9 protein-coding genes are annotated in these 11,680 nt (G+C 71.0%); 8 read left to right on the plus strand and 1 reads right to left on the minus strand.

Annotated elements, in window-relative coordinates:
- Positions 1-382: 382 nt before the first annotated feature.
- The 8 genes from AC27LF_RS44815 to AC27LF_RS44850 all read left to right on the plus strand — a co-directional run bounded on the left by AC27LF_RS44815 (position 383) and on the right by AC27LF_RS44850 (position 11,077).
- Positions 383-1,051 (plus strand): hypothetical protein, encoded by a 669-nt coding sequence (locus AC27LF_RS44815; protein ID WP_479662341.1) that lies wholly within the window; start codon positions 383-385, stop codon positions 1,049-1,051.
- 37 nt (positions 1,052-1,088) lie between these two features.
- Complete coding sequence (locus AC27LF_RS44820) at positions 1,089-3,758, plus strand: helicase associated domain-containing protein (protein WP_479662342.1); 2,670 nt, start codon at positions 1,089-1,091, stop codon at positions 3,756-3,758.
- Positions 3,759-4,242: 484 nt separating this feature from the next.
- Positions 4,243-5,007: a TnsA-like heteromeric transposase endonuclease subunit gene (locus AC27LF_RS44825; RefSeq protein ID WP_479662349.1), complete on the plus strand. Its 765-nt coding sequence runs from the start codon at positions 4,243-4,245 to the stop codon at positions 5,005-5,007.
- A gap of 622 nt (positions 5,008-5,629) precedes the next feature.
- Complete coding sequence (locus AC27LF_RS44830; protein ID WP_487231304.1) at positions 5,630-7,114, plus strand: Mu transposase C-terminal domain-containing protein; 1,485 nt, start codon at positions 5,630-5,632, stop codon at positions 7,112-7,114.
- Positions 7,111-8,142 carry a TniB family NTP-binding protein gene (locus tag AC27LF_RS44835; RefSeq protein WP_479662344.1) on the plus strand — a complete coding sequence of 344 codons (1,032 nt, stop codon included), beginning with the start codon at positions 7,111-7,113 and terminating at the stop codon, positions 8,140-8,142. Before AC27LF_RS44830 ends, AC27LF_RS44835 begins: the two co-directional genes overlap by 4 nt.
- Positions 8,143-8,200: 58 nt before the next feature.
- Entirely contained in the window at positions 8,201-8,986 is a 786-nt protein-coding gene (locus tag AC27LF_RS44840) for a TniQ family protein (protein WP_479662345.1), read from the plus strand.
- A 68-nt stretch (positions 8,987-9,054) separates the two neighbouring features.
- Positions 9,055-10,074 carry a helicase associated domain-containing protein gene (locus AC27LF_RS44845; protein ID WP_479662346.1) on the plus strand — a complete coding sequence of 340 codons (1,020 nt, stop codon included), beginning with the start codon at positions 9,055-9,057 and terminating at the stop codon, positions 10,072-10,074.
- 268 nt (positions 10,075-10,342) lie between these two features.
- Positions 10,343-11,077, plus strand: a complete 735-nt coding sequence (locus tag AC27LF_RS44850) for an IS5 family transposase (protein WP_479662347.1) — start codon at positions 10,343-10,345, stop codon at positions 11,075-11,077.
- Positions 11,078-11,084: 7 nt separating this feature from the next.
- On the opposite strand, the gene AC27LF_RS44855 is transcribed toward AC27LF_RS44850, so the two are convergent.
- A partial coding sequence (locus tag AC27LF_RS44855) for a hypothetical protein (RefSeq protein ID WP_479662348.1) occupies positions 11,085-11,680 on the minus strand: 596 nt, incomplete at its 5' end.

Raw genomic sequence — 11,680 nt, forward strand, 5'->3', positions numbered from 1 at the left:
GTTGCGCTCCCGCTCCGCGGGAGCGCTAGCGGGTGGCTGCGCCACCCGCACAACCCTGGTGCTGCGCATCAGGGTTGACGCTCCGTCCGCTGCGCTCCCGGAGCTGCGGGACTTCGTTCCGATGGCCGGCCTTTCGCTTCGCTCCAGGCCGGGTCGGCGGGTCCGCTGCGCTCCCCCGCCCAACGGTCCTTCCGGCTGCGCCTCCAGAACCGTTGAGGCCCGCTAATGCGGGCCAGGCTGGCTACGAGGGGTGGGGGTCGCTCGTTCGTGTGGGTTCCAGTGTAGTGGGTGCATCAGATTGATGCACCATGTACCGTTGGCGGAAACACGAGACACCCCCAACCACCCGGAAGCCCAACCCGACCGAAAGAGAACCCTGCTGATGACCGGTCACGAAAACAGTACTGAAATGGCGTTGAGCAGCGGTCCGGAACAGCGAATCGCTGCTTACCGAAAGGCTGCCAGGAACGCGCGGCTGCGCGCGTTCGCGCTGATGGAGACGGCCGGGCTGGAGCCGGGGGAAGTCGATGCGGTCGTGTCCGCCATCGAGGTCGGCGCCCTGGCGCGCGTCCATGGCGATGTGCGGCGGGGCAGTTGGGAACTTCCTGAGGTGCGAGGGGAGGAGTACGCGCAGGGCTGGGCCGATGCTGTGGCCGCTGTGAGCGAGGGCTTGGTGCGCACGGCCGACCGCCGGTTCCGGCAGCGTGGGCGAGCGGCTGCGGCAGCCCGTTTACAGGCGGGGAAGCCTGCGCCGGACGGGGCCGGGGAGTTGGAGCGGCTGAGGGCCTTCGCGTGCCAGGTGCTCCACCGGACGTACCCGCACACCATGGAGCGGCGCCGGGTGCTGGAGCTCCTGGGCGAGGACGACGCACTGTGCAACGCCCGCACGATCGAGTACTCCACCGGTGACGTCATCTGGTGCACGCGTGAGGCCGGCCATTACGACCCGGAGGCCAGGCCCGATGGTGAGGATCCGGGCGGCTGGCATCTGTGCAACGGCCGCCGATGGATGGATGACCGGCCCTACAACCACCCGCACAAGTCCGCCTGACGACCCGCGAGAAAAGGCCACAAGGGGAGGATAAGAAATGCCTGCAATTCAGCTACGGGAACACCAGGTGGACGCGAATGCGCGTATCCGCAAGTGGGTGGGATTCCCTGCAAGGTCATCAGTGCCGCCTCGGGGGGCGCGTGCCACCGTCGTGTCGGCGACCGGGTCAGGGAAGACGATCACGGCCGCGTGGGCTGCGCTGGAGTGCTTCCGGGGCGGGCGGATGCTCGTCATGGTCCCCACCCTCGATCTGCTCGTGCAGACCGCCCAGGCGTGGCGCGGGGTCGGTCATACGGGGCCGATGGTCGCGGTGTGCTCGCTGGAGAAGGACGACGTCCTGGAGCAGCTCGGGGTGCGGACCACCACCAACCCGATCCAGCTGGCGCTGTGGGCCGGGAAGGGGCCGGTGGTCGTGTTCGCCACGTACGCCTCTCTGGTGGACCGTGAGGACCCCGAGGACCCGGAGGGGCGGCGGAGGGTTCGTGGGCCGCTGGAGGCCGCTCTGGCGGGCGGGGAGCGGCTGTATGGCCAGTCGATGGCCCCGTTCGACTTCGCGGTAGTTGACGAAGCTCACGGAACTACAGGTGATCTTGGTCGGCCGTGGTCGGCGATCCACGACAACAGCCGCATCCCGGCCGACTACCGGCTCTATCTGACCGCGACCCCGCGCATCCTCGCCTCGCCCCGGCCGCAGCGGGGCAAGGACGGTGAGGAACTGGAGATCGCTTCGATGCGAAGCGACCCCGAAGGACCCTACGGCGAATGGATTTACGAGCTCGGGCTCTCGGAGAGCATCGAGCGCGGAATTCTGGCGGGGTTCGAGATCGACGTGCTGGAGATCCGCGACCCCTCCCCCGTGGCCGGACTGTCGGAGGAGGCTCTGCGGGGCAGGCGCCTGGCGCTGCTGCAGACCGCGCTCCTGGAGCACGCCGCCCGGTGGAACCTCAAAACGGTGATGACGTTCCACCAGCGGGTCGAGGAGGCCGCCGCATTCGCGGAGAAGCTGCCGCAGACAGCAGCCGAGCTGTACGTCAACGACGCCTCGGACAAGGACCTGGCGAAGGCGGAGGAGCTGCCGACGTCGTCGATCGACGCGGAGTTCTACGAGCTGGAGGCCGGCCGTCATGTGCCGCCGGACCGGGTGTGGTCTGCCTGGCTGTGCGGCGACCACCGGGTGTCCGAGCGGCGCGAGGTCCTGGCGCAGTTCGCAGGCGGCATCGACGCCGACGGCAAGCGGGTCCACCGGGCGTTCCTGTCAAGCGTTCGCGTGCTCGGTGAAGGCGTCGACATCGTCGGCACCCGGGGAGTCGAGGCGATCTGCTTCGCCGACACCCGCGGCTCCCAGGTGGAGATCGTGCAGAACATCGGCCGGGCCCTGAGGCCGAACCCGGACGGCACCCAGAAGACAGCCAGGATCATCGTCCCGGTCTTCCTCCAGCCCGGCGAGGACCCCAAGGACATGGTGGCCAGCGCCAGTTTTACACCCCTCGTAGCGGTGCTTCAGGGCCTGCGCTCGCATGATGAACACCTGGTCGAGCAGCTCGCCTCGCGCGCCCTGTCCCGGGGCCGCGAGCAGCGGCGGGTACACGTCCAGCGCGACGAAGAGGGCCGGATCGTCGGGGCCGGCGGCGAGGGCGACGGCGAGGACCAGGAACACGACGACACGCAGGCCGCTGCCGAGTCCGCCCTGCTCCACTTCTCCAGCCCACGCGACGCCGGCACCATCGCCGCGTTCCTGCGCACCCGGGTCTACCGGCCCGAATCCCTGGTGTGGCTGGAGGGCTACCAGGCCCTGCTGCGCTGGCGGAAGGAGAACGGCATCACCGGCCTGCACGCCGTTCCCTACGACACGCAAGTCGAGCTGGGCGTCACCGTTTTCCCCCTGGGGCGCTGGACCCACCAGCAGCGGCGCGCCTACCGCGCCGGCGAACTCGACTCCCACCGCAAGCAACTGCTCGACGAAGCCGGGATGGTGTGGGAACCAGGCGAAGAAGCCTGGGAGACCAAGCTGGCGGCACTGCGCTCATACCACCGCGCGCACAGGCACATGGCCCCGCGGCAGGACGCCGTGTGGTCAGACGCTGAAGGTGAGCTGGTCCCGGTCGGGCAGCACATGGCCAACCTGCGCCGAAAGGGCGGCCTGGGGAAAGACCCGGAGCGGGCGGCGCAGCGCGCGAAGCAGCTGGCGGCGATCGACCCGGACTGGAACTGCCCCTGGCCACTGGACTGGCAACGCCACTACCGCGTCCTCGCCGACCTCGCCACCGACGAACCCGACGGAGTCCTGCCCGCCATCGAACCCGGAGTGCTGTTCGAGGGCGACGACCTGGGCACATGGCTTCAGCGGCAGAAGAATGCGGGCACCTGGAAGCTGCTGTCGACCGAGCAGCAGGAGCGGCTGTCGAAGCTGGGCGTACAGCCGCTTCAGGCTCCGTCTCCCGCCCCGGCGGCAACGCGTGCGACGAAGGGCACGAGCAAGGCGCAGCAGGCGTTCCAGCGCGGCCTGACGGCCCTCACACAGTGGGTGGAACGGGAAGGACAGCGGCCGGTGCCGCGCGGGCACACCGAAGAGATCGTGGTCGACGGCGAGACGGACCCGGTGGCCGTGAAGCTGGGCGTGTGGGTATCGAACACCAAATCGAGGCGAGACCGGCTTGCCCAGGAGCAGCTGGACGCGCTGCGGGGACTGGGCGTGGAGTGGGCGTAGAGCGGCACTCGGTGGGTGGCCCGCTGAACTCCGACGATCGTCCAAGCCGCGCATGGCGGCGCTGGACCGGATGTGCTGTGGGACCCGCGCGGCCCAGTTCGTCTTCTTCGGCGGCTCGCCCTGCGGGCGCTCTGCGCGGCAGCGGACTGGTTCTTCGGCATGACCTACTCCTTGGCTGGGCCGGGCCACGCCCCGGCACCGCTCGTACGACTGCCGTGGACACGACGGAACGCAGAACGGGAAGGAGCGGGCGCAGGGCCTTGACCCTCGTGTCCGGAGCACCCGGCCAGGCGCCCCCTTTGCGCGCTGACGGCACTGCTTTGCCCTCTGGGGCCTGGCCGCTCGCAGGCATGCGGCGCCGGGAACCGGTGCCGCATGCCTGCTGCGTGTCACGCGGGCAAGGCGGGGCGCTACAAGGCGGGGCGTCTTTCTCGCTGCACCTGCGCAATGATCAGGTCTGGCGGCGTGGTGTTGAGTGGCCGTCATGGAAGATCTTTTATCCCATGCCGCCGCGGCGGGCGGGGCTGTGCGGGCTGAGGCCCGGTTCGTCGGCGGCGACGGGAGGCTGCGGCGGGTGCCGTGGCCGCGTATGGCGCGGGAGTTGGCGGTGGAGGATCTGCCCCCGGTGCGTGCGTTTCCCGTGCGGCGCGGCCGGCGTGTGGCGCCGGGCTGGTGGTGGTCGGCCACGACCGGACGTCTGGTGCACTACGGGTTTGGGGCGATGCGCACGCAGGTCATGCTGCTGGACCAGAATCCGCAGGTGGTGGCTCTGGCGTGCAGTCCGGTGGAACTCGTCTGGCTCGCGCAGGACGGCGGGACGGTGGTCCATGCGCCGCATCTGATGGCGCGGCTGGAGGACGGCAGCGGCGTGCTGGTGGACTGCGCCGGGCGGCAGGGGCCGTCGCGGCGGGTTGCGGAGCGGGCGCCGCAGCTCGCGGTGCTCGCGTGGGAGGCGGGGTGGCGCTACCGGGTGGCCGCGCTGCCGTCGCCGACGGAGGCCGCGAACGTGCGGTGGCTGGCGGGGTACCGGCATCCGCGCAACGGCGGCATCCGGCTGGGCGAGGTAGCGGCGACTTTTGCCCGTCCGCGGCCGCTGGAGGAGGGGGTGCGGGACCTGGGGGATCCGGCTGCGGTGTGGCCGGCGGTATTCCATGCCCTGTGGTGCGGCGTCCTGCGCACGGCACTGGACCGTCCGCTGCATCAGCGGTCCGTGGCGACCGCAGATGCCGTCGGGGTGGTGGTGGCGTGACACGCGACAGGCTCTGCGTGGGTGACCGGGTGAGCTGGGAGGGGCGTGAGTGGACGCTGGCGGCCCTGGAAGGTGTACGGGCGCGGTTGGTCGATGAGGCGGGAACTGTCGCGGCGGTGTTTGTTCCCGCTCTGTTCGCGGATCCGGGCTTTCGTGTCTGCGGCCGTCCTGCGCGGCCGGTTCCTCCGTTTGCGCTGCTGGAGGCGCTGCCGGATGCGGTGCGGGAGCGGGCGCTGCGATGGGAGCGGGATGTGCGGGAGGTGGAGTCGGGTGCCGCGGGCCCGGAGCGGAGTGCGCCGCGGTCGGCGTATGACCCTGCGATGACCACGCTGGCCCAGCGGGAGGCGGCGAAGGCCGGGGAGCTGACCGCGTCCGGTGTCCCGACGAGTGTGGCGACGGTCAGGCGGATGCGGGCGCGGTACCGGGACAAAGGCGTGTGGGGGCTGGTGGACAGCGCACCGTGCGTGCGCGGTCCGGGGTCGGCAGGGCCGATCCGCGGGTGGTGGAGGCGGTGGAGACGGTGCTGGAGCGGCAGAAGCCGCGGTCTACGGGAACGCTGACGCGTCTGCGTGACCTGGTGCGGTGGGACCTGGAGGACCGATACGGGCCGGGTGCGGTGCCGGTGCCGCCGCCCTCGACGTTCAACCGGCTGGTGCATGCCGTGGCCGACGGGCAGGGGCCGCTGGGCAGCGCGGTACAGCGTGCGCGGCACGCGTCGCGGCCACAGCCGCCGTTCACACCGACGGTGGCGCTGCGGCCCGGGGAGCTGGTGATGATGGACAGCACCGTGCTGGACGTGATGGTGGTGCTGGCCGACGGGGTGACGGCGCGGCCGGAGCTGACGGTTGCGGTGGATGTGGCGACGCGGAGCATCTGTGCTGCGGTGCTGCGACCGGCCGGCACCAGCGCGGTGGACGCGTCGGTTCTGCTGGCTGAGATGGTGGCGCCGATGCGGATGCGTCCCGGGTGGGACGAGGCGCTGGCGATGCGGCGGTCGGTGATCCCTTACGAGCGGCTGCTAACGCTGGATGAGCGGCTGGAGGGGGCGGCGGCCCGACCGGTGATCGTGCCGGAGACGGTGGTGGTGGACCAGGGGCGGGTGTTCGTGTCCGCTTCGTTCCTGGCCGCGTGCGAGTCGTTGGGGGTGTCGCTGCAGCCGGCGCCGCCGGCGAACGGCCCGGCCAAGGGCCACGTGGAGCGCACGTTCAAGACGGTCAACCAGCAGTTCTGCCAGTACGTCGCCGGCTACACCGGGTCGGGTGCCGCCGAGCGCGGCCGGGATGTGGAGAAGGAGGCATGCTGGACGCTGCCGCAGCTGCAGGAACTCTTCGATGAGTGGCTGGTCGCCGGATGGCACGGACGGCGGCATTCTTCCCTGCGTCATCCCCTGCTCCCGCACCTGACGCTGTCACCGGTCGAGATGTGGGGGGCGCTGGTGGGCATGACCGGGTACGTGCCGGTTCCGCTGTCGCCGGACAATCACATCGAGCTTCTGCCGGTGCGCTGGCAGGCCATCAACGACTACGGCATCCGCTTCGACTACCGCACCTACGACAGCGAAGCGCTCAACGGGCACCGGCGGCGCAGCTCGCCGGGCCCGGGCCCGGCCGAGCGATGGGAGGTCCACTACAACCCCTACGAGCCGGAGCGGATCTGGGTGCGGCTGCCAGAGGGCTTTGCCGAGGTTCCGTGGATCCATGCCACCCAGGTGAGCATGCCCTTCACCGACTACACCTGGCGACACATCCGCAAAACGGTGGCCAGGACCGCGGACCGTGACGCACACGAGCTTGCCCTGGCCCGTGCGCTGGACGCACTCCTGCGGCGCGCCAGCGCAGGAGCCGGCACCCGCCGGGAACGCGCTGTGGCGGCCCGCGCATCCGCGGCGGCCTCGGTTCACCCTCCTCTGCCTTCCCCCCGGGCAGAGGAGGCTCCCCGGCAACGGGATGCCGGGAAGCCGGGCATCCCGGGGGAAGAGACGGAGGAGGAATTGCCGGACGGCCTGGAGGGCTTCGACGAAGGCGAGGACGAGGAAGCGCCGCCGCAGGGAGCCCGGTCGCCTGCGCCACGGCTGCTGGACCCGTACGTGGAGGCCGGCCAGTGGTGACAGCGGACTCCTTCGCCGACGATGACGATCCCTTCGAGCCGGTGACGACCTGGGTGGGCTGGGAGCGCTACGTCCAGAGCGCACCGGCCAGCGGGGAGGCGGAGGGCTCCGGCTGGAGCGAGGAGGAGCGATTGGACTACCACTCCCGGTTCGTGGTGGTAACCACGCCTGCCATGGAACAGGTCAAGCGCCAGCTGCGGATGGCGCTTCTGGTCAACCGGCGCCAGCGGGGAACTGCCCGGCGCGGGCTGATCCTGTCCGGGCCACCCAGCACGGGCAAGACCACCACGCTCATGGAGCTGGGGCGGATCTTCGAGCTGTCGCAGCGGCTCAAGCACCACGGCGCGCAGGACAGGCTTCCCGTGGTGTTCGTCGCGGTCCCGCCGGCGTCGACCCCGAAGATGCTGGTCAGCGAGTTCGCCAGGTTCCTGGGGATCCCGGTGCTGCAGCGGATGAACCAGGCAGCGATCACCGACGCCGTGTGCGCGGCACTGTGCGAACTACGCACGCAGCTGGTGCTCGTGGACGACATCCATCTGCTCAACACCCGCACCCGGGCCGGCGCCGAGACCTCGGACCAGATCAAGCACCTGGGCGAGCGCATCCCGGCGACCTTCGTCTACGCGGGCGTCGATGTGCACGACTCTCCACTGCTGACCGGGCCGCGCGGACAGCAGTTGGCAGGACGGTTCAAACTGCTGCACAACGATCCGCTGCCCTATGGCACTCCCGCCCAGCGCCGCGTGTGGGAGGACCTGCTGCGCACGATGGAGGGCGCGCTGCGACTGCGCAACCACCGCCGGGAAACGCTGCCCGCACAGGCCGTCTACCTCCACCGCCGCACGGCGGGGGTCCTCGGCAGCCTGTCGCACCTGCTCCGCGAAGCCGCGGTGACATCCGTCCTCGACGGCAGCGAGCGGATCACCAGGGACATGCTGGAAAGCATCGAGCTGGACATCCGGGCGGAGCAGCAGGCACTCGCCCCGCAGACAGCCTCCCCGCCCCGGCGCGCCGGGCGCAGAGGCTGACCCGCCCGCCCTTCCCGCTCCTCCCCCGGCCGGCGGAGAGAAAGTCTGGATACCGCACATGCCCCCGCCTCCCTCCCACGGGCCGTCCTCGCGCCAGCTGTTTCCCACCGCCCGGTGCCGCACCGGCGTCCGGCCGCTTGCCCGCGAGACCACCTTGTCCTTCCTCGACCGGCTGGCCAGCCGCTTCGGAGCCTCGGCCGGCGACCTGATCGCCGAATTCTTCGCACCCGGCAACAGAAAGGCCTTCTCCCTGCTGAAGCACGACGGAGAGGTCTACCTCAACGCCGAAGCCCGCTCCCGCCCCGCGTCGCTGACCGGAGTGCCGGACGAACACCTGCGACGGGCCCTTCCTGCCTGGGATCGCCATGAACCGGTTGGCTACTTTGACACCGGGCCCGCGCTGACCTTCCACCACGCCAGCTCCATCGCCCCCACCCGGGCAGCGTGCGCCCGCTGCATTGCGGCCCGCACCGGCCGCAGCGAGCCCGCCCGGCTGTATACGCAACCGCACCAGCGGCTGTGCGTACGCCACCAGGCCTGGCTGCCGGCCGGGACGGGCCAGCAGCCGCGGCAACCCGGAGGCGGCCAGTTCAGTGTCGCCGCGCTCCCGGAGATCACACAGGCGCAGCAGCGCCACGCCAAGCTGCTGCGCCGTCTCCCGCAGGCCGCGGATGCCTGGGAGGTAGCGCGAGCCGTTGTGGCCGGGTGGTGCCAGGCCACCTGGCCACAAGAGACGCTCTGGCCGCAGCGCCTGGCGCTCCTCAGCGACGCGGGCGACGGGTCGCTGATCCGGCGCGCGAGGCCGCGACCTATCCGGAGACCGTCACCCTGGCCACGCTGCTAGCCAGCCGCTTCTGGCAGCACCGCGTCCTTGAGGAAACCGGCGGCCACCAGCCGCATACGCCCGCCGACGTGCCGGCTTTCACCCGAGAACTCGCCGCGCGGCTCGGGCGGCCCTGGCTGGCCGACAGCCTGGCCGACAGTGACATCGGCCCGCTCACCGCGTGGCTCCGAGCCTGCTGGCGCTCCCGTGCGGGGGACCGCTCGCACACCAAGAGCATGTGGTGGGTCGCGCCCGCCTACCGCGAGCCCGAAACGGTCGGCAGCCGCCGGAGCCACAAAGCCCCGGCGGCGCCCGCGCCGAAGACCGGCAGCGTCCCCGACAGTCAGGAACAGGAGGCCCAGGGACTCGCCCGCGGTCTGGCCCTGGCCCGCGAATACGCCGCCGAGCACGGCCACTTGTGCATCCCCTACCGGCACCAGAGGAACGGCTTCGCCCTCGGGCTGTGGATGTCCAACCAGCGGGCTACCGGCCCTCAGATGGCACCCGAGCGCAGTCGCGTCCTGTCCGAACTCGACGCCTGGTGGAACCCGCCCTGGAGCACCCTGTGGCAGCGGCTTTACCTGCGCTCACGCGCGCACGCGGAAGCCGCGGGCGGCCTCCGCCCCGACCAGGGCTTCCCCGGCACCAGCGAGAACCTGGGCACCTGGCTGTACCGGCAGTGCCAGCACCGCCACACGCTCCACCCCCAGCAGCAGAAGCTGCTGTCGCACATCGGCATCACCGTCGACGCGGCCCGGCGCGCACGCCCCCGGCGCCGCAACATGGCCGAAGCCCGTGACCAGACCATGGCCCGCGCCCACACCTACTGGGAGCGGCACGGGCATCTGTGCGCCAAGGCTGGCGACACTGAGGACGGCTTTCCCCTCGGCGCTGCTCTGGGCAATCTGCGGGTACGCGCCCGGCGCGGCAGCCTCGATCCCGCCGTCGCACAGGAACTGGCCTCCATGGACCCCTGGTGGGCACCACCGTGGTCCTCGGCATGGCAGCGGACCTGCTACCGCGTGCGTGATCTTGTCCATTCCGGGACGGTCTTCGACCCCGCAAGCGGGTTCACCGCGCTGGACGACGAGACGGGACAGTGGCTTTAGAAGCCGTATCCCAACCGATCATGGAACGTGCAAGTCGAACAGGTTTCCCGCCGGGGTGATCTTCTGGCGGTAGGCACATGAAGACAGGGCCCCTTGGTAGCTCGGAGGTGCGAACCGAACCGAGCAGCACCAGGAGGCCCTGTTGTCGCAGTTGTACGCGCTCACGCCCGCTGCGCTCAACTCGTCCGCCCGATCGTGTGATTGCCTCGCGCACGTGTACGGCAACGCGGCCGATCACCCCGATCGGGAACGCCGGTATCCGTCGGACATGACGGATGCGGAGTGGGCGGCCGTGCGGCCGTTGCTGCCGGTGCCGGCCTGGCTCCAGGGCCGGGGCGGGCAGCCCGAGGGCTACTGCCACCGCCAACTTCTGGACGCGATCCGCTACCTGGCCGCGGGAGGGATCTCCTGGCGGGCGATGCCCGCGGACTTCCCCGCCTGGGGCCGGGTCCATGCCTTCTTCCGCCGCTGGCGCGAGCACGGGCTGATCGCCGAGTTCCACGACCGGCTGCGCGGAAAGGTCCATGAGCACGAGGGCCGTGAGGCCGAGCCCACGGCGGGGGTCATCGACACGCAGTCGGTACGGGCCGCCGCGACAGTGCCGGCCGCCTCACGCGGCTACGACGGCGGGAAGAAGACGCCCGGCCGCAAACGGCACATCGTGACCGACACACTCGGTCCGCTCCTGGTCGTCGCGGTCACCGCCGCGAACATCGGCGACCGGGACGCCGCCACGGCTTTGCTGAGGAGGCTGCGCCGCCTGCACCGCGACATCACCCTCGTCCGGGCCGACGGCGGCTACACCGGCTCCCTCGTCGGCTGGGCACGAGAGAAACTCGCCCTGACCCCGCAGATCGTCAAACACACCGACGACATGCGGGGATTCGCGGTGCTGCCGAGGCGGTGGGTGGCAGAGCGCACGTTCGCGTGGCTGATGAACTCCCGCCGCCTGGCCCGGGACTACGAGACGCGGCCGGAGAACAGCGAGGCGATGATCCAGTGATCGATGGTCACACGGATGAGCCGGCGTCCGGCCCGGCCACGGGCAGCCGACCAGCGCTGAAGGCCCCTGACGCCTCCAGCCGGAGCCACCCGCGCTCCGCCGGCCTCCTGGCCTTCGAGCGCACCCCCTCGACCTCCGCCGACGTCGTCTCCAGACCCACCTCCACCGCGATCTCCCTGGCCTTCAGCGGCCCCTTGCCACCCGAGGACCGCTCCTCCACCACACCCAGAATCCGCTGGCAGTCCGGCGCCAGCACGGTCACCGGCAGCCCCTCCCGCCACGGCGGCACCGTCGATCCCGGCACCGGCGTGGACGCTGTTTCCCGCTCCGCCTCAGCCTCGGTCACGACAGCCGCCTCAGCCGCGGACGCGGCCAGCGCCTCGACCAGCTCCTCCCGCGCAATCACCCGCCGGCCCAGCTCGATCTCCGCAGCCTCCAACACCCCAGCCAACCGCGCCACTTCCTCCCGCAGGCCCTCCCCCGCACCCGGGCAGCCGTCTCCCGCTCCTCCAGCATTCCCAGCACCGACGCCACCAAACACCCCTCGGTCATGAAGCAGACACAAGACGCCGCATGCCTCCCTCACCCCGAGCGAAACCATGC

This window comes from Streptomyces diversicolor (assembly GCF_057537855.1).

What these genes read in the sequence shown, in the direction of transcription:
- AC27LF_RS44840 (WP_479662345.1), top strand. Translation starts at nt 8,201, where the DNA reads ATGCCCCCGCCTCCCTCCCACGGGCCGTCCTCGCGCCAGCTGTTTCCC.
- AC27LF_RS44815 (WP_479662341.1), top strand. Translation starts at nt 383, where the DNA reads ATGACCGGTCACGAAAACAGTACTGAAATGGCGTTGAGCAGCGGTCCG.
- AC27LF_RS44850 (WP_479662347.1), top strand. Translation starts at nt 10,343, where the DNA reads ATGACGGATGCGGAGTGGGCGGCCGTGCGGCCGTTGCTGCCGGTGCCG.
- AC27LF_RS44820 (WP_479662342.1), top strand. Translation starts at nt 1,089, where the DNA reads ATGCCTGCAATTCAGCTACGGGAACACCAGGTGGACGCGAATGCGCGT.
- AC27LF_RS44825 (WP_479662349.1), top strand. Translation starts at nt 4,243, where the DNA reads ATGGAAGATCTTTTATCCCATGCCGCCGCGGCGGGCGGGGCTGTGCGG.